Consider the following 20,832-nt stretch of genomic DNA (forward strand, 5'->3'; position numbering starts at 1 on the left):
ATTGAACCTGACATCAACGGAGAGAACCAATGACCGCCAAAACCGACGCCACCCCGGCCAACGACCGCGAACTGGTGCTGACGCGCCTGATCGATGCGCCACGCGAGAAGGTGTTCAAGGCCTGGACCGACGCCGAACTGCTCAAGCAATGGTTCGCGCCACTGCCCTGGACGACGCCAGTCGTCGAGGTCGATGTCCGGCCGGGCGGCTCCAGCATGTTCGTCATGCGCGACCCGGACGGCAATGATTATCCGAACAAGGGCGTCTATCTCGAAGTCGTCGAGAACGAGAAGCTGGTGTTCACCGACGCTTTCACCGAGGCCTGGCTGCCTTCGGAAAAGCCGTTTTTCACCGGCGTCCTGACCTTCGAGGACGAGGGCGGCAAGACGCGCTACACGGCCCGCGCCCGCCACTGGACGAAGGAAGACCGCGACGCCCACGAGAAGATGGGTTTTCACGAGGGCTGGGGGCAGTGCGCCGACCAGCTCGAGGCGCTGGTGAAGAAAATCTGACCCGCAAGGGTACGTTGCGACCCGATTTAATCGTGACGCACGGAATACCGAGGCCATCCCGAACCATCCGGGATGGCTAAAAATCTACGATAATCTGGACAGCAGAAGCATCAATTCGCTTTGGCGATGCGTGTCGGTCTTGGCGAAGATCGACTTCAGGCGATGACGGGCTGTCTCGCGCACGATGCCCAGTGCATCGGCTGCCTCGAAGAGCGAAGCACCGCTTTCAAGCTCCTTGCAGAGTTTGACTTCCGCCGGGGTGAGGCCGAAGCCGGCGGCCAGATGGTCGAGTTTCGGTTTGCCCCGGTCTTCCGGGTCGGTGAGAAGAAGAACGGCCTGCGCCGTCGATGACATCGTTCTTACGAGACTGGGCAGGGAAGCTGCTTCAACGACGATCGGGTGCCGATCCAGCCTTGCGACATAGACCGGCAACGCTTCCACGCTTTCGGCGTTTGAAAGCCTGCGGCTGGTCGCCGATGCGATCAGCACCTGCAGTGCGTTGTTGCTGCGCGGGTGATGGGCGCACAGATAGCCTTTTCGCACGAAGAGAGCCTCGGTGTTTCGCTCCAGCAGCGCTTCCGCCTTCGCATTCATCTGGCCGACCTGCCTGTTGGGACTGATGAGGACGGCAGCCTGGCCGGTTCGGTCGAAAGCTTCCAGGCTGGAGCGGCCGCGCGAAAGGCCGAACTGGGACGATAGCTTCACCATGCGTCTCAGGTGGGGGCTCAATGCGGAGAGGGACACGGCTTCCTCCCTCGTGAAAAACCCTTCCTTTTTGGCCCTCAGGAGCGGCAGACACCATGAGGCGCCATCGACAGAGAAGCCGATCGCCGCATATCCCGGGAAACCCCATTTAAGATACAGGTCGTTATAGTCTGGAAGTTTCCTGCGCTCATCGTCAGTCGCAAGATCGTGCTCGATAATTACCTTTTGTTTCGACAGCAGCGGCCAGCCTCTCATGGCCCGGTAGTCATTTTCGTACCACTGACCGACAATGTATTCTTCGAGTAGCCGGTTGTTCCGGGTCGACGATGGAATTCGGACCGGATCCTGATCGAAGTCCTTCGGATAAAACATGCTGGCGGTCGCACCCAGCGACGAGGCCAGCTCGTCCAGCGCCTCAGGCCAAAGCTCAGGCGTGGCGACGGCGGCATAACACGCGTCTATCGCCCGCTCTTGCTGCTCGGAAAACACGCTTAGCCCCCAGATTGCCCTGGAGAAGGGTGCCTGCCGGGATGATATCTGTCAATCAGGGATAGAAATGGCCAAGCGAGCGTTCGCGCATGTGCGCCTTCAATCAGCGCTTGCCGGCGAGGCCGTATCCCGAAACCGGCTTCGTCTCCATCCGGTTGTCGAAGCCGGCGATGAGCGGGCGTGCCTTGCCAATCGCGGCCTGGACGGCGGGCAGGGACAGCGACGCCTTGTGGCTGGCCTCGCTGTCCCACACCTCGGTGATCCAGATCGCATCGTCATTGGCGGGGTCGAGGGCGATGATGTAGCTGAGGCAGCCGGGCATTGCATCGCTGCTTTCCGTCAGGATGGATAGCAGTTCGTCGCGTTTTCCGGGCTGCGCGGTCATCCGGCCGATCAATCCGTACATGGCTTGTCCTCCTCGGCTTTTCGTCCGCTGCTTGGCCCATTCCAGCACATGAAGCCTGAGCGCCGATGACAAATTTGCTTCGCGTGGACGGCTTTCGTCTACTTCCGCAACAAGGGCGGCAAGCGCGATGCCGCGCTCCGTGGCGATCGTCAGCAGGTCGTCGTAGAACGGTTTTTCGAGCGAATAGCTGGTGCGGTGACCGCGTATGGTCACGGAGCGCTTCTCGACAAGACTCACTTGCCGCTGTTCCCGTCGGGGCGCTGGCGCTTGTGGCCATCAATGAAGCGTACCGCCTTTTCGGACGACTGCTTTGCCTCGGCCTTCTCGGCCTTGGTGCGGCCATGCAGCACGCGGTTCTGTTCAGCCACGCGTTCCTTCTCGGTACGCGTCTTCTGCTTGCGGACCTGGCGAAGATTAACGATTTCCGCCATTTAAAACCCGCGGCGTTACTTCTTGCGGAAGGCGTCGAGCGAAACGACCTCGGCACCCTTGCCGGGCGCGGAATCGGCGTCGGCGGGCTCCGTGACTTCCTTTTCCTTATCCTTCTTCTTGCCTTCGCTTTTTGCGGAAGCGGCAGGCTGAAGCCGGGCAGGGGCCTTTTTCTCGACCGGAGCAGGCTCTTCTTCGGCGATTTCGGCGAGGCCGTCGGTCTTGACGTCGAATTCAAGCTCGAAATTGACGGACGGGTCATAGAAGCCGCGCACGGCGGAGAAGGGAATCTCCAGCTTTTCCGGCACGTCGGAGAAGGAGAGGCCGATCTCAAAACCGGTGTCGGTGACTTTAAGGTCCCAATACTGGAACTGCACCACGATCGTCATCTGTTCGGGATAGCGTTCGCGCAGGCGGCTCGAAATGCGAACGCCCGGCGCGCCGGTCAGGAAAGTGATGAAAAAGTGGTGGCTGCCCGGCAGACCGGTGCGCGCGACTTCCGCCAGAACCTTGCGCATGACGCCGCGCAATGCCTCCTGGGCGAGAATATCATAGCGGATGTGGTCTTCGGCCATGTGCAAATGCAGTTCCGGTGAATCGACTGCATAGCTGTAATCAAGCTTGGGGCTGTCGTAAACCGCATATAGCGCGATGATCTATCTGGACCGGCGGATGTTGCACCTGTGCAATCTAAACGGACGCGTGTATCGGCGCTGGCGTTTCTACCCGTGGGCGATAGGCACGCAGGAAAGTCCGCACCGCATTCGTAGCTGCGCTGCGTATCTGCTCGTCGGTTGCGATCTCGCCGAACATGGCCTGCAGCTGCAGGTCGGCGTTGATGAGGGCGAGAAACTGGCGGGCGGCGACATCGGGATCGTCGATCTCGAGATGGCCGGAGTAAGCCAGCCGGGCAAAGCGGGCGGCAAGGGCCGACCAGGTTTTCAGCGGGCCTTCGTCGCGCCAGCCGGTGAACAGTTCGGGATTGCGCTCGCCCTCGCTCTCGATCAGCTTGCGCAGGAATTTTCCGTCCTTGCTGCAGATGCAGTTCTGGTTCAGCCGCACGGCAAAGGCGATCAGCTCGGCTTCGAGGTCCTTGGGCTGGTCGGGAAAGGTTGCCAGTGTCGCGAAAAGCCCGGCATTGGACCGGTCGGTGATGTCCTTGATGACGGCGAGCAGCAAATTTTCCTTGTCGCCGTGATGATTATAGACCGTCTGGCGCGATACGCCGGCTTCCGCCGCGATCAGGTCGATATTGGCACCCGTAAAACCCTCTCGGCAAAAGACGTTGGCTGCGGCCTGCAGGATTGATGTCCGCTTGGCGGAGTGGCCGCGCGCGGCGGGGAAATGGGGAAACGGGCTCTCTTTCATTGAAAAAAGAATATAGGTGTGGTTGACGAATTAGACAAGTGTGTCTAAATTTCTGGACAGATACCGTCAACGCCGTTCCATGGGAGGAGTGGCGGCGTGATTGGCGGGACGAGACGGCGCCGGATCATCCGATGCCTACACTCCGAAAGCAGCAAGCAGATGACACCCAAATTCCTCCGCCTCGCGGTCGTGCTCGGACTTTTGTCAGCGATCGGCCCCTTCGCGATCGACATGTATCTTCCCGCTCTGCCCTCCATCGGCGCGGATCTGAACGCCGGCACCAGTGCGGTGCAGATGAGCCTGCTGATCTTCTTTCTCTCCATGGGCTTCGGCCAGCTCATCGTCGGCCCGATATCCGACATGGTCGGCCGCAAGCTGCCGCTCTATGGCGGCCTCGTGCTGTTCATAATCGGCGGCGTCGGCTCGGCGCTTGCGCCCAGCATCGAATGGCTGATCGCCTTCCGTTTCCTCCAGGGCCTCGGCGCCAGCGCCGGCATGGCGGTACCACGCGCCATCGTGCGCGATCTGTATACCGGCACCGAAGCCGCCAAGCTGATGTCGCTGTTGATGCTGGTGTTTTCGGTGTCGCCGATCCTGGCGCCGCTGACCGGCAGCCTCGTGATAGAAAGCCTTGGCTGGCGCGCCGTGTTCTGGACGGTGACAGGTGCCGCAGTGCTGGCAATGGTGCTTCTGGCAACCTCGCTCACGGAGACCCGGCCGGCAGAAGAGCGCGCCGGCAGTTCCTTCGGCACGGCGCTTTCGGCCTATCGGTTCCTGATGGGTGAGCGCAATTTCCTCGGGCTGACGGCGATTGCCGGTTTCGCGATATCGAGCTTCTTCGTCTATCTGTCGAGCTCGTCTTTCATCCTGATCGACCACTACGGCCTGTCGCCGTCGGTCTACAGCCTGTTCTTCTCGATCAACGCGGTCGCTTTCATCGGCATGTCGCAGCTGACGGGAATACTGTCCGAGCGGTTCGGGCTGCGGCGCGTGGTGCGTGTCGCGGTGACCGGCTATGCCACGACCATGGTCGTGCTGCTGGCGATCATGTCGACCGGTGTCGACCGTCTCGACGTGATGGCAGCGCTGCTGTTCATTGGTTACGGTTTTGTCGGCCTGGTCATCCCGAGTACCTCGGTGCTGGCCATGGAAGAGCATGGCACGATCGCCGGCACCGCCTCAGCGCTGATGGGCACGCTTCATTTCGCCATTGGTGCTGCCGCCATGGGCGTGGCCGGCCTGTTCTTCGACGGCACGCCTTTGCCGATGGTTTTCGGCATCGCCATCTGTGCGGTGATAGCGCTCGGCCTGACCCAGCTGACGCTTGGCCGGGGCCGGGCGGTGGCGGAAGCGCCGGCGGAATAATTCGATAGCATACGAGCGAGAAAAAGGCCGGGTTGTTCCTGGCCTTTTTCATGTCGCTGACGAGAGCCGATGTCCGTGACCATCGACTTTTACCGCAGTATGCGTCAAACGCATGCTCATAGTCAGCGCCAACCGTCATGAATTGGCAGCGGGAGCAGGAAAATGCCATCGACCGAACTGCTGATCGCCTTCTTTGTGACCACGGCGATTTTCGCCTACATACCGGGTCCGGCCATGCTTTATGCGGCGGCGCAGACTTTGGCGCGCGGCCGATGGGCGGGCCTGATGGCGGCGTTCGGCATCCACCTTGGCGGTTACATTCATGTCATTGCCGCCGCCGCCGGACTGTCCGTTCTCTTCCACGCCGTCCCGGTGCTTTATTTGGCGGTCAAATTCGCCGGCGCCGCCTATCTGGTCTGGCTCGGCATATCGCTGTTCCGCGCCAAGTCGCAAGACGAGGCCACTATGCCCGGCATCGGACCGAAATCCGCGCGGCGCGCCTTTATGGAGAGCATTGCCGTCGAGGTTCTCAATCCCAAGACAGCGCTCTTCTTCCTGGCGTTCCTGCCGCAGTTCATCGATGCTTCAGCCGCGTTCCCCATCTGGGTGCAGTTCATTCTTCTCGGCACGATCGTCAATGTGATGTTTTCGTCGGCGGATGTCATGTGCGTGCTTCTGGCGGGCGCGGCGATAACGCGGCTAAGGCGCTCGAGCCGTGCGCAGCGCCTCATGCAGCGCGCAGGCGGTGCATTGCTCGTCGGACTTGGCGCGCATCTCGCTCTGCAAAGGAGCTGAGGCTTTGGGCCTGCGATCGCCCGGCGAGCCGTTGCTGGTCAAAATCCAGCTTTAGCGAGCACGAAGCTTAGCCGCTCCTGAACCGGCGCCGGCGGTACGGTGATCAGTTCATAGCCGTACTCGGCATAGGTCTCGACCATCGCTTCATAGGTGCGCCGCGCCTCATCCAGGTCCTGCTTGCGCTCCGCATCCGGATGGAAAATCTCCGGCCAGGGCGGGAGAACAAAAACCTTGCGGTTGTAGCGGAAGGCTTCCGCCGCCTTTTCGATATGGGCCGGCACCGGCAGTCCGGTGAGCCGGAGATAGCCGATGACGTCCGGTACGCCGCGGTCGAAGAAGACCGGGCCGGTTTCCTGCATGGCGATGTCGTGGGAACGCATTTCCCACGACAGCATCAGTTCCGCGAAAAGTGCCGGGTCGTTCCACGGCAACGCAGGACCGGAAATCGCCACCTGATCCTGAATTATGCCGCGGCCGGCCTCGACGGAGGATCGATAACCGGCTGCGCGCAGCGATTCGATGAGCGTCGTCTTGCCTGAGCCGGGTCCGCCGGTGAGGATGAAAAAGCGGTCGCTGTCTGTCTGCATGGTCGAAAACTCTCTTTTGCAAAGGAGAATGCCCGCGCAGCGTGGCGATGCAAAGCGCGAGCGCATGCGACGACGAGCCGGGCAGGCGAGGGATGTTTGAAAAAGGGGGAGAAGTGGAGGCTTCTGTTGCCAGGTGCCTCCGGACCCCGCCTAGAAGTGCGAACCTCTAGGGCTTAATTTGAAGCTATCGCACTGCTTACGCAGCGAGACGTGCTTCCGCATAGTTGTCGTTTGCAACTACAAGTTTAGCCCGATAACGGTGGTACAATGCCGGGCAAAAGTACGATCTTTACACCTTCGTCGATCCTATTTCGCCCCCAGCAAAAACCGCTCCTTTTGGAAGCAGCGGCTTTTGGTGGAGGCGCCGGGTACCGCCCCCGGGTCCGAACGGCTTATTGCATCGCCTGTTTATCACCATAGTCAGTCAAGCTGACGGACCGAATATAGGGAGGGATCGCGGCAAAGGGAAGGCCGCATTCGCCGGAATCCACTTACATTCAAAGTGCATGACAGGGGAGGCAAAGTGCTTGACAGGACGGCGTGTTGAACCGAAGCTTTTCAACGGTGAGGAAAGTGCCGGAAACGCAAGGTTGTGATTCTGCGGCCTCATCGAGCGAAGTCCTGTTGTTCGACGAGGGGAATATTTCATGGCCGATTACCTTGCAGACGTGAAGAAGTATGATGCCGGCGCCGATGCCGCCGTGGTCGAAAAGATCGTGAAGCATCTGGGCATTGCACTTCGCAACCGCGATTCGTCGCTGGTGTCGTGCACCGACCCCAAGGAACTGGACCGCGTCAAGGCGAACTGGATCGCCAAGAAGCTCGGTGTAACCGACGATGCCAAGGCAAGCGCTGCCGTGGAAAAGGTCTGCAAGGCGATGTCCGCGGACAACACCAAGAGCCGCGTGACCTTTTACTACCTCGCCGCCAAGGATCTCGGAAAGCTCGGCTCTCTTTAAGGCCGAAGCTTCTTTCTTCTCCCCGTTTACGGGGAGAAGATGCCGGCAGGCAGATGAGGGGCAGCGCCTAGTTGCGAAGCTCGCGATATCCCATCGAAACGGCGTTGTTTTTTCTTTCGATGCGTTTTTGCTGCATAAGCGAAAATGCCTAGTGCTTTTGCGTTTTCGCATAACCGGGCTTGCGGTATGATCGGCAAAACTCCCGAATCGATGCGGAAGCGATGCGCCAGTATCTCGATCTCCTGAAACATGTTCTCGAAACCGGCGTCGACCGTGGCGACCGCACCGGCACCGGCACGCGTTCGGTGTTCGGCTACCAGATGCGGTTCGACCTGGCGAAGGGCTTTCCCGTCACCACGACGAAGAAGCTGCATCTGAAGTCGATCATCCACGAGCTTCTGTGGTTCCTGGCCGGCGACACGAACACCAAGTATCTGACCGATAACGGCGTCTCGATCTGGGACGAATGGGCCGATGAGAACGGCGATCTTGGTCCGGTCTATGGTGCGCAGTGGCGGTCATGGCCAGCGCCGAATGGCGAGCATATCGACCAGATCGCCAATCTCCTGACCCAGATACGCAAGAATCCCAATTCGCGGCGGCTGATCGTTTCGGCCTGGAACCCGGCCGAGGTGGACGCCATGGCGCTGCCGCCGTGTCACTGCCTGTTCCAGTTCTACGTCTCGGACGGCAAGCTCTCCTGCCAGCTCTACCAGCGCTCGGCCGACATTTTCCTCGGCGTGCCGTTCAACATCGCCTCGTACGCGCTGCTGACGCTGATGGTGGCACAGGTGACCGGGCTGAAGCCGGGTGATTTCGTCCACACGCTGGGCGACGCGCATCTCTATTCCAACCATTTCGAGCAGGCGCGCGAGCAGTTGGCGCGCACGCCCAAGGCGCTGCCGACGATGTGGATCAATCCTGACGTGACCGACCTGTTTGCTTTCCGCTTCGAGGATTTCCGGCTGGAGAATTACGCCGCCGACGCAAGCATTCGCGCGCCGATCGCGGTGTGAGCTGAGGGACCTCGGGCCACTATTTTTTCGACAGGAAGGCCGTCACCATCGCCACGGTGGCGTCCGGGTTTTCTTCCATGATCCAGTGCCCCGAGTTCGGGATGATCCCCTCGGTGACGTCGCTCGCGGCGAAACGCATGATCGTCGCCATCATCGGGCCGAAGGATTTCTCGCCGCCGATCGCCAGGACGGGCATGGTCAGCTTGCCGCCCTTTTCAAGAAACGCCTTGTCGTCGATAGCGTCCTGATCGAAGGCGGCGAATTGCGAGAAGCCGGCATGCATCGCACCCGGCAGCGCGTAAAGCTCGGCATAGTGCACGCGCGACGTCTCATCGAACTTGGCGGGATCGGCGGAGAATTCGTTCCAGAACCGGTCGAGATAGATGCGCTCGCGCCCGGCGACGAGCCGTTCCATGTCCGGGCCGCCAAAGCGGAAATGCCACAGCAGCGGGTTCTTGAGAATCTCCTCCCACGGGCCGATGCCGGGCAGGGGCGCGTCGATCAGCACGAACCGCGTCACCCGCTGCGGGTTCTCGGCGGCGAAGGCGTAACCGACCATATTGCCGATGTCGTGCGTGACCACATCGGCCTTGTCGATGTGCAGGGCATCGAGCACGCCGGCTACATCGCCGCCTTGGGTCTTCTTGTCATATCCTCCGGCGGGCTTCGAAGACAGGCCGAGCCCCCTCAGGTCGGGCACGACGACAGTGTGGTCGCGCGCGAGAACGGCAGCCAGCGGAGCCCACATGTCGCCAGTCTCGCCGTAGCCATGCAGCAGCACGACCGCAGGGCCGCTTCCGCCGACACGCACATGAATGGTCGTGCCGTTCGTTGCGATCTCCTCGATCTTGAAGCCGGCCGGGAAGGGCTGAATCTCGGCGCGGGCCGAACAAGCCAATGCCAGCAAAACAGGAACTGCGAAAAGAACACGAAACAATGCCGTCACTCCTTCAAGAACTGAGGTGATTTTTCGGCTAGTGGAAATGCCAGGAATTCCAGGATTTTCTGCTGATCTTCCGTCGCGCAGTCGGTTGGCGAGCCGCGCGAAAAGATCAGAGTAGTGCAAGTGCAGCCATCCAGCAAGAACCGGTAAATTCAGGAAAATATGATTGCAAAATCATGTTGAAGGATGTCGCTTTTATTTCGTCAAAGCCGCCGGAAATACTTTCAACTGCACTTTGGACGTCGCGAAGCCGCAGGATCGAACCGGGCTTGCCCGCCGAACGGGAGCCGCTTGACGGAAACCGACGAACATGGAATAAAAATTTCAATGATGATCGTGAATGGTCTTTACGTTCCGCCTTGCGTTTCGGAGCGTAAGCTTGCCGCCAGGGAGAAGCATAGGGCGCGACCATCCTGATCATTGACCGCGTGATGCCATGTGAGGAACCATGCGGCTCTTTCCATTTCCTACGGCCCGGATGATCCGGGCCGCACTTCAAGATGAGGCGTTATCATGACAGTTCGCTTTGGCCTGCTCGGTGCGGGCCGTATCGGCAAGGTTCACGCCAAGGCCGTGGCCTCCAACCCGCAAGCGCAGCTGGTCGCCGTTGCCGATGCCTTCGAAAAGGCCGCGAAGGAACTCGCCGGCGCCTATGGCTGCGCCATCCGTACGATCGACGAGATCGAGAAATCCGGCGATATCGACGCCGTCATCATCTGCACGCCGACTGACACCCATGCCGACCTGATCGAGCGCTTCGCCAAGGCCGGCAAGGCGATCTTCTGCGAAAAGCCGATCGATCTTGACGTCAAGCGCGTGGAGAAATGTCTGGCCGTGGTCGAAAAGACCGGTGCTACCCTCATGGTCGGTTTCAACCGCCGCTTCGATCCACATTTCGCCGCCGTGCGCAAGGCGATCGACGATGGCGCCATCGGCGATGTCGAGATGGTGACGATCACCTCGCGCGATCCCGGCGCGCCGCCGGTCGACTACATCAAGCGCTCCGGCGGCATCTTTCGCGACATGACCATTCATGACTTCGACATGGCGCGTTTTCTGCTGGGCGAGGATCCAGTCTCGGTCAGCGCCCACGCCTCGGTGCTAGTCGACAAGAAGATCGGCGAGGCCGGCGATTTCGACAGCGTCAGCGTCATCTTGGAAACCGCATCGGGCAAGCAGGCGGTGATCTCCAATTCGCGCCGCGCTACCTATGGCTACGACCAGCGCATCGAGGTGCATGGCTCAAAAGGCATGGTGGCTGCGGAAAACCAGCGGCCGGTTTCCATCGAGATCGCCAATGGCAAGGGCTATACGCGCCCGCCGCTGCATGACTTCTTCATGACCCGCTACACTGAAGCCTATGCCAACGAGATCGCGGCGTTCATCGAGGCGATGAGCAGGGGCAAGAAGGCCTCGCCCAGCGGCCGCGACGGGCTGATCGCACTGGCGCTGGCCGATGCGGCGCTTAAGTCGGCCAAGGAAGGCAAGACGATCCGCCTGAAAAGCAAGGATTGAAGGAAACCATCATGTCCGACCTGACAACGCGCAATGCCAGCACGAACGCCTTGATCACCGGCGGCGCGCAGGGCGTTGGGCTGGCGGTGGCGCGGCAACTGGTGGATGAGGGCTGCAAGGCGCTCGTGCTGCTTGGCCGCTCCGAAGACAAGGGCAGGGTGGCCGTAGCCGAACTTGAAAAGCGCGGCGCGGAAGCGATCTTCGTCAGCGCCGATCTTGCCGATCCGGCGGCCTGCCTGGCCGCTGTCGAGACCGGCGTGAAGCGCTTCGGCAGTCTCAATGCGATGGTCAATGCAGCAGCATCGGCGGCGCGCGGCTCGCTGATCGAGACCTCGCCGGCAATGTTCGACGAAATGTTCGCCATCAACGTGCGCGGCCCGTTCTTCCTGATGCAGGGTCTGGTCAGGCATCTCCTGGAAACCGGGCAGCCTGGATCGATGGTCAATGTCCTGTCCGTCAATGTGCATGGCGGCCAGTCGTTTTTATCTTCCTACTCCGCCAGCAAGGGCGCGTTGGCGACGCTTACCAAGAATGTCGCCAACGCCTATCGCCGCAACCGCATCCGCTGCAACGCGGTGATGCCGGGCTGGATGGACACGCCGGGCGAGGCTGCAACGCAGGCAAAGTTTCACGATGCGGCGCCGGACTGGCTGGCGAAGGCCGAAGCAGCCGCTCCCATGGGCCAGCTCGTCAAGACGCATGAGATGGCAGGCCTGATCACTTATATGCTGTCGCCTCAATCGGGCGTCATGACCGGCGCTTTGGTCGACTACGACCAGAACGTGCCCGGCATTATCGGCGAGTAATCATCGTGCGTGACAAATCCCGCGGCTTCGGCTAAATAGCGCGCATGATCCACCTGACCGCCTCGTTTTGGTACTTTAGCTACTGCAGCTCGCTGGCGGCGGGAGGATTGCGCTCGATCTAAGATTGCAGCACCAAAATCCGAACAGCCGCCAGACCTGGCGGTTTTTTTGTTTTTGCCGGCAGGTCTCCTAAAATCAGGAGCAGAAAGCCGTGTTGACCACCACAGACGACCTCCGGGTCAAGGAAATCAAGGAACTGAGCACACCAGACGAGGTGATGCAGGAGATACCGCGCACGCTGACGGCGACGAAGACCGTCACCGCGTCGCGCAATGCCATCCATGCCGCGCTGACGGGCACCGACGACCGGCTCGTCGTCGTCGTCGGTCCATGCTCTATCCACGACCCGATTGCCGCGGTCGATTATGCTAGCCGCCTAGTGGAGCTGCGCGAGGAATTGTCCGACCGGCTCGAGATCGTGATGCGCGTCTATTTCGAGAAGCCGCGCACGACGGTCGGCTGGAAGGGCCTGATCAACGATCCCGACCTCGACGGCAGTTTCAAGATCGACAAGGGGCTGAGACTGGCGCGCAACGTGCTGGCGGCGGTTAACAATCTCGGCCTTCCGGCGGCGACCGAATTCCTCGACATGACGACGCCGCAATACATCGCCGACCTCGTCTCCTGGGGCGCGATCGGCGCGCGCACGACGGAGAGCCAGATCCATCGCGAACTGGCGTCCGGCCTGTCCTGCCCCGTCGGCTTCAAGAACGGCACCGACGGCAATCTGCGGATCGCCGCCGAAGCGGTGAAGTCCGCAGCCCAGCCGCATCATTTCATGGCGGTGACCAAGGGCGGGCGCAGCGCCATCGCCGCGACCACCGGCAACGAGGACTGCCACGTCATCCTGCGCGGCGGGCTTGCGCCCAACTTTGATGCGGCGAGCGTCGAGGCTGCCAGCGTGGAACTCTCGCGCATCGGCATTGCGCCGAAGCTGATGATCGATGTCAGCCACGCCAACAGCGGCAAGAAGCCGGAAAACCAGCCGAAGGTCGCAGCCGACGTGGCGGCCCAGGTCGCCGCCGGCGACGAGCGCATCATCGGGCTGATGATAGAGAGCAATCTGGTGGCAGGACGGCAGGATGTCGTGCCGGGCAAGCCGCTTGTCTATGGGCAGAGCATCACCGACGGCTGCATCGACTGGGAGACGACGGAAACGGTTCTGCGCGGTCTGGCGGATGCGGTTGAACAGCGTCGGCAGGTTCGGGGCGAGATGGTTGCGCAGCGGGCGGGAGCTGCTTGATCGGGGCAGGGGAGCACACGCGAGGTTCCCCCTCTCCGTCGCGCGGAGCCTGTCCTCGGGCTTGCCTTCGGCAAGACCCGGGGGCGCGCCACCTCTCCCCCGCTTTGCGGGGGCGAGGAACCCAAGTTTTGCCAGGCTGCCGCATTTCAGGATTTAGGTTCCTCTCCCCATGAAATGGGGAGAGGTGGCTCGGCGAAGCCGAGACGGAGAGGGGCTCTACTCCCAACTACCTAACTACCGCACAGCCACCCATCGACCCTCCTCAAACGACCGCGCCATGGCGTGCACGGTGCGCTCGATCTCCAGCCCCTCATCGAACTCGATGACATTGGCCGGCTTGCCGCCAATGCGGGCGAGCAATTCATGGCATTCGATGGTTTTCAGATCGTTGAAGCCCAATCCATGGCCGGGGGCGGGCACGAAGCGGTCGTAGGGTGAGTGAACGGGCGCCGCGAGGATGGTGCGGTAGCCCTGTTCGGTTGGGCGATCCGAGGTGACATAGAGCTGGAATTCGTTGAACCGCTCCTGGTCGAACAGGATCGAGCCTTTCGAGCCGAAAATCTGCACGGCGATGCGACCCTTGCGGCCCCAGGCCGAGCGGTTGACCAGCAGCGTGCCCGACACACCGTTTTCGAGATGCATCAGAACGCTGGCGATGTCGTAGGTCTCGACCGCGCGCCGGCCACCGCCTTCGACGCGCCGGTCGGCATAGGGTTTTGCCATGTCGCACATGACCCGGCTTACGCGCCCGAACAGGGTCTGGATCAGCGACAGCGGGTGGACGGCGAAATCGTCGAGCGCGCCATAGCCGGAGGTCGCGGCGTGCTTCCAGCCGAAGGCCGTGTCGGCGTCGGCCATGAAATCCTCGTCCATCTCGATGCGCAGATGGTTGACATCGCCGATGGCGTTTTCGGAGAGCAGCGTGCGGATCTGGCGTATCGCTGGGCTCTGGATGTAGTTGTAGCCGAGCACTGCAACCTTGCCGGATTTGCGCGCGGCGGCAAGCATCGCTTCGGCTTCCGCGAAGGATGGCGCCATCGGCTTTTCGCACCACAGGTGCTTGCCGGCTTCGAGCGTGGCAATCGCCATTTCGGGGTGGAACTGGTTGGGCGTGGTCAATGAGACGACCTCCACCTCAGGGTCGGCGACAACGGCGCGCCAATCGCCCGAGCCTTTTTCGAAACCGAATTCATCGGCGCGGCGTATAGCGAGTTCGGCATTGGCTTCGCCGAGATGGACGAGCCGCACAGGTGCGACATCGCCGAAAACAGTGCGCACCGCGTTCCAGGCGATCGCGTGGCATTTGCCCATGAAGCCCGTTCCGATAAGACCGACGCCTGTCATGATCGCGCTTTCCTCCCTTTGTGCTTGTGGCGTATGGATTAATCTAAATTTTCCCGCAGTGGAATGGATGATCCATTTTTTATGACTTTCTTCGCCGGCTCCATTATGCTCTTGCGAGAGGGACGGGGACCAAGCAGTGTGAAACGCATGAACATCGAACCAGACCTGCCGCGCGACTATGAAACACTGAGGGCAAAAATCCTCGAACAGAGGCAATCGCTGCCCAAGCGCATCGCGCAGGTTGCCGCCTATTCGCTCGACAATCCCGACGAAATTGCCTTCGGCACTGCGGCCAGCATCGCGGCTTCCGCCGGCGTGCAGCCCTCGACGCTGATCCGTTTTTCCCAGCATCTTGGTTTCGACGGTTTCACCAGCCTGCAATCGGTATTTCGCGAGCGGCTGCGCGAGCGTACGACCTCTTATGAAGACCGGCTGACGGCATTGCGCGGCACTGGACCCGACGGCACCCGCAATCGCGCGATTTTCGACGGTTTCGTTGCTGCGGCCAGCAGTTCGCTGGATCAGATATCGCGCTCGCTCGACGATGGCGTGCTTGAGCGAGCCGTGACCATTCTTGCGAGGGCCGAGACAATCTACCTGCTGGCGCGGCGACGGTCCTATCCGATCGCCAGCTACATGGCCTATGCCTTCGGCAAGCTGAAAATCCGCAGCCAGTTGATCGAATCCGCTGCCGGGCTCGATCCGGAAATCATTTCCTTTGCCGGCCCGAAGGACGCCGTTCTGGCGGTCAGTTTCTCGCCCTACGCGTCTGCGACCGTAGATCAGGCCAGGCTGCTTTTCGAGCAGGGTGTGCCGGTGGTGGCCATCACCGACAGCGCGTTCTCGCCGCTGGCGCAGTCGGCTGCTGAGTGGTTCGAGGTCGCCGAATCGGATTGCGCCGGCTTCCGCTCCATGTCTGCGACCATGGCGCTGGCCATGACGCTGACGGTGGCGGTGGCCGAAAAGCGCCGCGACTAGGGATGTATCGATATTCAGGTGATGGCGGCCTGCGAATAACGGTTTTCTGCGCTTCCGGTACTCGCGTACCAGACGTACGCTGCGTTCCGGTTCTCGAAAACCGTCATTCTCGACTCGCCCTGACCTGAATCTCAATACATCCCGGGCAGATATGGCTATTCCAGCAGAAGAATATACATTCCATATTGACTAGAGTGTGGAATTAATATTTCGTATTTTTATCAGCGGCTGTTGACCAGAATGCGCTGAACAAGCAATCCCTGGATCGCCATGCGTCGCGCTTGCGTGCGCAAAGGTTGATCTGACATTTTTGAATGAGCATCGAAATGGTCCGAAAGCCGGATTCCGGTTTTCTATCCGATGCTCCGGTTTCGGGAGGAAGCCATGGCAGGGTCTCGTGGCGCCGAAAAAGTGCTGCTCGACGTCATCACCATCGGCCGCGCATCGGTCGATCTCTATGGCCAGCAGATCGGTTCGCGGCTGGAGGATATCGCCTCCTTGGCCAAATCGGTGGGCGGCTGCCCGACCAACATCGCCGTCGGCACGGCGCGGCTTGGCCTGAAGTCGGCGCTGGTCACCCGCGTCGGCGACGAGCAGATGGGCCGCTTCATTCGCGAACAGTTGCAGCGCGAGGGCGTTGCCATAGACGGCATCGCCACCGATCCCGAGCGGCTGACGGCGCTGGTGCTGCTGGCGGTGGAGGAAGAGGGCGTTTCGCCGATGATCTTCTATCGCTCCGACTGCGCCGACATGGCGCTTTCTGAGGAAAACATCGATGAAGCTTTCATCGCTTCGGCAAGCGCCATCGTGGTCACCGGCACGCATTTTTCGCGCGAAAACAGCGCCGCCGCGCAGCGCAAGGCAATGCGCATTGCCAAGCAGAATGGCGGCAAGGTCGCGTTCGACATCGACTATCGCCCAAACCTCTGGGGCCTTGCCGGCCACGCCGAGGGCTTTGGTCGTTATGTGAAATCCGACCGCGTCTCGGCGCAGTTGAAGGCCGTGCTGCCGGATTGCGACCTGATCGTCGGTACCGAGGAAGAGATCATGATCGCGTCCGGCGCCGATGACGTGCTCGGCGCGCTCAAGGCGATCCGCGCGGTCTCAAGCGCTACGATCGTGCTCAAGCGCGGCGCGATGGGCTGCATCGTCTATGATGGCGAGATCAGCGACGATCTCGAAGACGGCATTGTCGGCAAGGGTTTCCCCATCGAGGTCTACAATGTGCTCGGCGCAGGCGATGCCTTCATGTCGGGCCTGCTGCGCGGCTGGCTCGGGGCTGAGGATTGGCAGACCACTGCCACCTGGGCCAATGCCTGCGGCGCATTCGCCGTCTCGCGCCTGCTCTGCGCGCCGGAATATCCGACCTGGGAAGAGCTGCAGTTCTTCCTGAAGAACGGCAGCAAGCAGCACGCGCTGCGCAAGGACGAGGCGATCAACCACATCCATTGGGCGACCAACCGCCGGCGCGAAATCCCTTCGCTGATGGCGTTGGCGATCGACCATCGCTCGCAACTCGAGGATGTTGCGGCAAGGCTCGGCGTCGATCTGGCGCGGATCGGCGATTTCAAGGTGCTGGCGGTGAAGGCTGCAGCGAGAGTGGCCGCCGGCCGCGAAGGCTATGGCATGCTGCTGGACGAAAAGCATGGCCGCGACGCCATGTTCGAATTCGCCCGTCACCCGTTCGCGTGGCTGGGGCGGCCGGTGGAGCTTCCCGGCTCGCGGCCGCTGCGCTTCGAGTTCTCACAGGATATCGGCTCGCAGCTGGTCGACTGGCCGGTCGACCACTGCATCAAATGCCTGAGTTTTTATCATCCCGACGATCCGGCAGTTCTCAAGGAAGAACAGCAGCAGAAGCTGCGCGCTCTGTTCGAGGCGTCGCGGCGAGTGGGGCGCGAGCTTTTGATCGAGATCATCGCCGGCAAGCATGGCAAGCTCGACGACGAGACGATCCCGCGCGCGCTGCAGGAGCTCTACGATCTCGGCATCAAACCGGACTGGTGGAAGCTGGAACCGCAGGCCTCGGCGGAGGCGTGGCGCAAGGTCGAGGCGGTGATTTCGAAGAACGATCCGTGGTGCCGCGGCGTCGTGCTGCTCGGGCTGGAAGCGCCGCAGGCGGAACTGGAGGCCGCTTTCGCCGCGACCGCCGATGCGCCGGTGGTAAAGGGCTTTGCCGTCGGCCGCACAATATTCGTCGATGCCGCAAAAAAATGGCTGGCCGGGAAAATCTCGGACGAGGAAGCGATTGCCGACATGGCGTCGCGTTTCGAAAAGCTCACCGAAGCGTGGCTTGCCGCGCGCGGACGCAAGGCGGCATAACAAGGCCGGGAGGAAAATAGAGCATGAGCAAGACAATCCGCCTGACCATGGCACAGGCGCTTACGCGCTTTCTCGCCCGCCAGATGACCGAGATCGACGGCGAAAAACTGCCGTTGTTCGGTGGCGTATGGGCGATCTTCGGCCACGGCAATGTCGCCGGCATGGGCGAGGCGCTGTATCAGATCAGGGAAGACCTGCCGACCTTCCGCGCGCACAATGAGCAGGCGATGGCGCACGCGGCGATCGCCTATGGCAAGGCGCATTTCCGCCGCCGCATCATGGCGGTGACCTCCTCGATCGGCCCCGGTGCCACCAATCTGGTCACGGCCTGCGCGCTGGCCCATGTCAACCGGCTGCCGCTGCTGCTTCTGCCGGGCGATGTCTTCGCTAACCGCATTCCCGACCCGGTTTTGCAGCAGGTCGAGAATTTCGGCGACGGCACCGTTTCGGCCAATGACTGCTTCCGCCCGGTATCGCGCTATTTCGACCGCATCACCCGGCCCGAGCAGATCATCCCGGCGCTGGCGCGGGCCATGCAAGTGCTCACCGACCCGGCCGAATGCGGGCCGGTGACGCTCGCGCTGTGCCAGGATGTGCAGGCCGAGGCTTACGATTATCCCGAGAGTTTTTTCGAGGAACGGCTATGGACGCAGCGCCGGCTGCGCCCGGATCGCACCGAACTGGCGGCGGCGGTGGCCGCGCTGAAAGACGCGAAGAAGCCGCTGATCATCGCCGGCGGCGGCGTGCTTTATTCGCAGGCTTCAGCTGATCTCGCGCGGCTGGTCGAGGCGACCGGCATTCCGGTCTGCGAGACGCAAGGCGGCAAATCCTCGCTGCCGGACGATCATCCGCTCAACATGGCGGCGGTCGGCGTCACCGGAACGTCGGCTTCAAACCGTCTCGCGGAAGAGGCTGATGTCATTCTTGCCGTCGGCACGCGTTTGCAGGACTTCACCACCGGCTCGTGGGCGCTGTTCCGCAATTCGGCAAAGACCTTTGTCGGACTGAATGTGCAGGCGTTCGATGCGGGAAAACATCGTGCGCTGCCGCTGGTGGCGGATGCGGCGGAAGGGCTGGCAGAGCTGGGCGCAGGGTTGAAAGGCTACAAGGCGCCGGCAAGCTGGACGCAAAACGCCAAGGCGGGCAAGGCCGAATGGCAGGCGGCGGCTGCCAAGGTCACAGCTTCGACCAATGCCGCGCTGCCTTCGGATGCGCAGGTGATCGGCGCAGTGCAGCGGGCGATGGGCTCGGGCGTGACGGTTTTGCATGCGGCGGGCGGTTTGCCCGGCGAATTGCACAAGCTGTGGCAGGCCGGAGCGCCGGGCTCTTACCATGCCGAATATGGCTATTCCTGCATGGGCTACGAGATTGCCGGCGGGCTCGGCGTCAAGATGGCGAAGCCCGACGAGGAAGTCGTCGTCATGGTCGGCGACGGCTCCTATCTGATGCTGAATTCGGAGATCGCAACCTCGGTGATGCTCGGGCTGCGGCTGACCATCGTGCTTCTCGACAATCGCGGCTATGGCTGCATCAACCGGTTGCAGATGGGCACCGGCGGTGCCAACTTCAACAATCTGCTGAAGGACTCGCGCCACCAGACCCTTCCGGATATCGACTTCGCCGCCCACGCGGCGAGCCTCGGCGCGATTTCGGAAAAGGTGTCGTCGGTGGCGGAACTTGAAACGGCGCTCGGCAAAGCCAAGCAGAATCCGCGCACGACCGTGGTGGTCATTGATACCGATCCGCTGATTTCGACCGATGCCGGCGGGCATTGGTGGGATGTGGCAGTGCCGGCGGTGAGTGCGCGCAAGGAGGTCGTCGCCAAGCGCAAGGAATATGAGGAAGCGGTGAAATTGCAGCGGGTAGGGGATTGAGGTCGGCGCTGCCCCTCATCCGCCTGCCGGCACCTCTCCCCGTATAGTGACGGGGAGAGGTGGAAGCTCCAACGCTGGCGCCCCCTCTCCCCGTTTACGGGGAGAGGGTAAGGGTGAGGGGCAGCGCCAATCTCCAAGATTATGACAATAACGATCTGAAACCGGAGCAACGACTTGAAAGCCAAACTGGGCATGTCACCCATCGCGTGGTGGAACGACGATCTTGTGGAACTGAGCGATGACGTCTCGCTGGAGGAATGTCTTCGCCAGTCGCGCTCGGCGGGTTTCACCGGCATGGAGAAGGGCCGGCGTTTTCCCGACGATCCGGAGGTCATGCTGCCGATCCTGAAGGCGGCCGACGTCACCCTTTGCGGCGGCTGGTTTTCCGGCACGCTGGTCGATGAGGACCTGTCGGCCAACAAGGATCGCATCCAACCGATGATCGACCTGTTCAAGGCGGTCAACGCGCCCTGCATCGTCTATGGCGAGGTCGGCCGCTCAATCCAGGGCGATCGCTCGAAGCCGCTGGCGACCAAGCCGAAACTCTCCGACGATGAGATGAAGGCCTATGCGAGGAAGGTCACCGAATTCGGCGAATGGTGCGCCGGGCAGGGCATGCCGCTTTCCTATCATCATCACATGGCCGCCGTCGTGCAGTTCGAGCATGAGCTGGATGCCTTCATGAACCATTCCGGCGAGGGCATTCCGCTGCTGCTCGATGCCGGTCACCTCGCTTTCGCTGGCGGTGACGTGTTGCGCGCCATCGACAATCACCACAAGCGCATCAGCCATGTGCACGTGAAGGATATCCGCCGTGGCGTGATCGACGGCCTGGACTGGAAGAAGCAGTCGTTCCTCGACGCGGTGGCGCTGGGCGCCTTCACTGTGCCGGGAGACGGCTCGCTCGATTTCGGCGCGATCGTCCAGCGCTTCGCGGATCATGGTTATGAAGGCTGGTTCGTGGTCGAGGCCGAGCAGGACCCGAAGAAGAACCCGCCGCTGAAAATGGCTCAGCTTGGCCACAAGGAATTGATGCGGGTGATGAATGTTGCCGGCTACACGGTCGAGACGCAGGGCTTTCCCAATGTCTGATCGTGCTGGCACATCCCTGCCGGACTG

21 protein-coding genes, 1 other RNA gene and 1 pseudogene are annotated in these 20,832 nt (G+C 61.5%); 12 read left to right on the plus strand and 11 right to left on the minus strand.

The genetic code is table 11. From position 1 onward, the window contains the following. Window positions 1-29: 29 nt before the first annotated feature. A complete protein-coding gene (locus tag WBQ96_RS06800) occupies window positions 30-512 on the plus strand; it encodes an SRPBCC family protein (RefSeq protein ID WP_336548615.1) in 483 nt (160 codons plus the stop codon). An 84-nt stretch (window positions 513-596) separates the two neighbouring features. Here WBQ96_RS06800 and WBQ96_RS06805 read toward each other — a convergent pair whose 3' ends face one another. The 6 genes and pseudogenes from WBQ96_RS06805 to WBQ96_RS06830 all read right to left on the minus strand — a co-directional run bounded on the left by WBQ96_RS06805 (window position 597) and on the right by WBQ96_RS06830 (window position 3,909). Further along, a complete protein-coding gene (locus tag WBQ96_RS06805) occupies window positions 597-1,706 on the minus strand; it encodes a helix-turn-helix transcriptional regulator (RefSeq protein ID WP_336548616.1) in 1,110 nt (369 codons plus the stop codon). A 103-nt stretch (window positions 1,707-1,809) separates the two neighbouring features. Beyond that, window positions 1,810-2,112: a putative quinol monooxygenase gene (locus WBQ96_RS06810; protein WP_336548937.1), complete on the minus strand. Its 303-nt coding sequence runs from the start codon at window positions 2,110-2,112 to the stop codon at window positions 1,810-1,812. Window positions 2,113-2,139: 27 nt separating this feature from the next. After that, a pseudogene (locus WBQ96_RS06815) lies at window positions 2,140-2,349 on the minus strand (ribbon-helix-helix domain-containing protein); the annotation flags it as partial. Further along, on the minus strand, window positions 2,346-2,543 hold the full coding sequence (locus WBQ96_RS06820) for a DUF4169 family protein (RefSeq protein WP_336548618.1): 198 nt from the start codon (window positions 2,541-2,543) through the stop codon (window positions 2,346-2,348). The pseudogene WBQ96_RS06815 and the gene WBQ96_RS06820, both read right to left, overlap by 4 nt. A 15-nt stretch (window positions 2,544-2,558) precedes the next feature. Next, window positions 2,559-3,116, minus strand: coding sequence for an SspB family protein (locus WBQ96_RS06825; protein WP_165116037.1), 558 nt, complete (start codon window positions 3,114-3,116; stop codon window positions 2,559-2,561). 115 nt (window positions 3,117-3,231) lie between these two features. Beyond that, entirely contained in the window at window positions 3,232-3,909 is a 678-nt protein-coding gene (locus WBQ96_RS06830) for a TetR/AcrR family transcriptional regulator (RefSeq protein WP_336548621.1), read from the minus strand. A gap of 159 nt (window positions 3,910-4,068) precedes the next feature. Between WBQ96_RS06830 and WBQ96_RS06835 the strand changes: the two genes are divergently transcribed. Together WBQ96_RS06835 and WBQ96_RS06840 are read left to right on the plus strand one after the other, a co-directional pair. Then, window positions 4,069-5,274 carry a multidrug effflux MFS transporter gene (locus WBQ96_RS06835; RefSeq protein WP_336548623.1) on the plus strand — a complete coding sequence of 402 codons (1,206 nt, stop codon included), beginning with the start codon at window positions 4,069-4,071 and terminating at the stop codon, window positions 5,272-5,274. Between the two features lie 162 nt (window positions 5,275-5,436). Beyond that, window positions 5,437-6,069 carry a LysE family translocator gene (locus WBQ96_RS06840; RefSeq protein ID WP_336548625.1) on the plus strand — a complete coding sequence of 211 codons (633 nt, stop codon included), beginning with the start codon at window positions 5,437-5,439 and terminating at the stop codon, window positions 6,067-6,069. 38 nt (window positions 6,070-6,107) lie between these two features. Here WBQ96_RS06840 and WBQ96_RS06845 read toward each other — a convergent pair whose 3' ends face one another. Next, window positions 6,108-6,656, minus strand: coding sequence for an AAA family ATPase (locus WBQ96_RS06845; RefSeq protein ID WP_336548626.1), 549 nt, complete (start codon window positions 6,654-6,656; stop codon window positions 6,108-6,110). 112 nt (window positions 6,657-6,768) lie between these two features. Beyond that, window positions 6,769-7,129, minus strand: a transfer-messenger RNA (tmRNA) gene (gene ssrA / locus WBQ96_RS06850). A gap of 174 nt (window positions 7,130-7,303) precedes the next feature. Between ssrA and WBQ96_RS06855 the strand changes: the two genes are divergently transcribed. Together WBQ96_RS06855 and WBQ96_RS06860 are read left to right on the plus strand one after the other, a co-directional pair. Beyond that, a complete protein-coding gene (locus WBQ96_RS06855) occupies window positions 7,304-7,615 on the plus strand; it encodes a DUF2853 family protein (RefSeq protein ID WP_165116027.1) in 312 nt (103 codons plus the stop codon). Between the two features lie 221 nt (window positions 7,616-7,836). After that, complete coding sequence (locus WBQ96_RS06860) at window positions 7,837-8,631, plus strand: thymidylate synthase (protein WP_336548629.1); 795 nt, start codon at window positions 7,837-7,839, stop codon at window positions 8,629-8,631. Between the two features lie 19 nt (window positions 8,632-8,650). On the opposite strand, the gene WBQ96_RS06865 is transcribed toward WBQ96_RS06860, so the two are convergent. Beyond that, complete coding sequence (locus tag WBQ96_RS06865; protein ID WP_442920801.1) at window positions 8,651-9,568, minus strand: alpha/beta fold hydrolase; 918 nt, start codon at window positions 9,566-9,568, stop codon at window positions 8,651-8,653. A gap of 115 nt (window positions 9,569-9,683) precedes the next feature. Continuing rightward, window positions 9,684-9,986, minus strand: coding sequence for a hypothetical protein (locus WBQ96_RS06870; RefSeq protein WP_337035873.1), 303 nt, complete (start codon window positions 9,984-9,986; stop codon window positions 9,684-9,686). A gap of 101 nt (window positions 9,987-10,087) precedes the next feature. On the opposite strand from WBQ96_RS06870, the gene iolG reads away from it, so the two are divergent. The 3 genes from iolG (at window position 10,088) to WBQ96_RS06885 (ending at window position 13,198) form a co-directional block, all read left to right on the plus strand. Further along, window positions 10,088-11,089 carry an inositol 2-dehydrogenase gene (gene iolG / locus WBQ96_RS06875; RefSeq protein WP_336548633.1) on the plus strand — a complete coding sequence of 334 codons (1,002 nt, stop codon included), beginning with the start codon at window positions 10,088-10,090 and terminating at the stop codon, window positions 11,087-11,089. An 11-nt stretch (window positions 11,090-11,100) separates the two neighbouring features. Continuing rightward, window positions 11,101-11,895: an SDR family oxidoreductase gene (locus tag WBQ96_RS06880; protein WP_336548635.1), complete on the plus strand. Its 795-nt coding sequence runs from the start codon at window positions 11,101-11,103 to the stop codon at window positions 11,893-11,895. Between the two features lie 211 nt (window positions 11,896-12,106). Further along, a complete protein-coding gene (locus WBQ96_RS06885; protein WP_336548638.1) occupies window positions 12,107-13,198 on the plus strand; it encodes a 3-deoxy-7-phosphoheptulonate synthase in 1,092 nt (363 codons plus the stop codon). Window positions 13,199-13,432: 234 nt separating this feature from the next. Here WBQ96_RS06885 and WBQ96_RS06890 read toward each other — a convergent pair whose 3' ends face one another. After that, entirely contained in the window at window positions 13,433-14,542 is a 1,110-nt protein-coding gene (locus WBQ96_RS06890) for a Gfo/Idh/MocA family protein (RefSeq protein WP_336548640.1), read from the minus strand. Window positions 14,543-14,689: 147 nt separating this feature from the next. Between WBQ96_RS06890 and WBQ96_RS06895 the strand changes: the two genes are divergently transcribed. The 4 genes from WBQ96_RS06895 to iolE all read left to right on the plus strand — a co-directional run bounded on the left by WBQ96_RS06895 (window position 14,690) and on the right by iolE (window position 20,805). Further along, entirely contained in the window at window positions 14,690-15,520 is an 831-nt protein-coding gene (locus WBQ96_RS06895) for a MurR/RpiR family transcriptional regulator (protein WP_336548641.1), read from the plus strand. A 384-nt stretch (window positions 15,521-15,904) separates the two neighbouring features. Then, on the plus strand, window positions 15,905-17,839 hold the full coding sequence (locus WBQ96_RS06900; RefSeq protein WP_336548643.1) for a bifunctional 5-dehydro-2-deoxygluconokinase/5-dehydro-2-deoxyphosphogluconate aldolase: 1,935 nt from the start codon (window positions 15,905-15,907) through the stop codon (window positions 17,837-17,839). Window positions 17,840-17,862: 23 nt separating this feature from the next. After that, a complete protein-coding gene (gene iolD, locus WBQ96_RS06905; RefSeq protein ID WP_336548645.1) occupies window positions 17,863-19,713 on the plus strand; it encodes a 3D-(3,5/4)-trihydroxycyclohexane-1,2-dione acylhydrolase (decyclizing) in 1,851 nt (616 codons plus the stop codon). Window positions 19,714-19,887: 174 nt separating this feature from the next. Then, complete coding sequence (iolE, locus tag WBQ96_RS06910) at window positions 19,888-20,805, plus strand: myo-inosose-2 dehydratase (protein WP_336548646.1); 918 nt, start codon at window positions 19,888-19,890, stop codon at window positions 20,803-20,805. The last annotated feature ends 27 nt before the right edge of the window (window positions 20,806-20,832 follow it).

The organism is Mesorhizobium sp. CCNWLY176, assembly GCF_037153935.1.
Lineage (GTDB): Bacteria > Pseudomonadota > Alphaproteobacteria > Rhizobiales > Rhizobiaceae > Mesorhizobium_M > Mesorhizobium_M zhangyense.

Bases quoted from the DNA above. Each gene is read 5' to 3' on its own strand.
- WBQ96_RS06800 (WP_336548615.1), top strand. From the start codon at position 30: ATGACCGCCAAAACCGACGCCACCCCGGCCAACGACCGCGAACTGGTG.
- WBQ96_RS06810 (WP_336548937.1), bottom strand. From the start codon at position 2,112: ATGTACGGATTGATCGGCCGGATGACCGCGCAGCCCGGAAAACGCGAC.
- WBQ96_RS06820 (WP_336548618.1), bottom strand. From the start codon at position 2,543: ATGGCGGAAATCGTTAATCTTCGCCAGGTCCGCAAGCAGAAGACGCGT.
- WBQ96_RS06825 (WP_165116037.1), bottom strand. From the start codon at position 3,116: ATGGCCGAAGACCACATCCGCTATGATATTCTCGCCCAGGAGGCATTG.
- WBQ96_RS06830 (WP_336548621.1), bottom strand. From the start codon at position 3,909: ATGAAAGAGAGCCCGTTTCCCCATTTCCCCGCCGCGCGCGGCCACTCC.
- WBQ96_RS06835 (WP_336548623.1), top strand. From the start codon at position 4,069: ATGACACCCAAATTCCTCCGCCTCGCGGTCGTGCTCGGACTTTTGTCA.
- WBQ96_RS06840 (WP_336548625.1), top strand. From the start codon at position 5,437: ATGCCATCGACCGAACTGCTGATCGCCTTCTTTGTGACCACGGCGATT.
- WBQ96_RS06845 (WP_336548626.1), bottom strand. From the start codon at position 6,656: ATGCAGACAGACAGCGACCGCTTTTTCATCCTCACCGGCGGACCCGGC.
- WBQ96_RS06855 (WP_165116027.1), top strand. From the start codon at position 7,304: ATGGCCGATTACCTTGCAGACGTGAAGAAGTATGATGCCGGCGCCGAT.
- WBQ96_RS06860 (WP_336548629.1), top strand. From the start codon at position 7,837: ATGCGCCAGTATCTCGATCTCCTGAAACATGTTCTCGAAACCGGCGTC.
- WBQ96_RS06870 (WP_337035873.1), bottom strand. From the start codon at position 9,986: ATGGTCGCGCCCTATGCTTCTCCCTGGCGGCAAGCTTACGCTCCGAAA.
- iolG (WP_336548633.1), top strand. From the start codon at position 10,088: ATGACAGTTCGCTTTGGCCTGCTCGGTGCGGGCCGTATCGGCAAGGTT.
- WBQ96_RS06880 (WP_336548635.1), top strand. From the start codon at position 11,101: ATGTCCGACCTGACAACGCGCAATGCCAGCACGAACGCCTTGATCACC.
- WBQ96_RS06890 (WP_336548640.1), bottom strand. From the start codon at position 14,542: ATGACAGGCGTCGGTCTTATCGGAACGGGCTTCATGGGCAAATGCCAC.
- WBQ96_RS06895 (WP_336548641.1), top strand. From the start codon at position 14,690: ATGAACATCGAACCAGACCTGCCGCGCGACTATGAAACACTGAGGGCA.
- WBQ96_RS06900 (WP_336548643.1), top strand. From the start codon at position 15,905: ATGGCAGGGTCTCGTGGCGCCGAAAAAGTGCTGCTCGACGTCATCACC.
- iolD (WP_336548645.1), top strand. From the start codon at position 17,863: ATGAGCAAGACAATCCGCCTGACCATGGCACAGGCGCTTACGCGCTTT.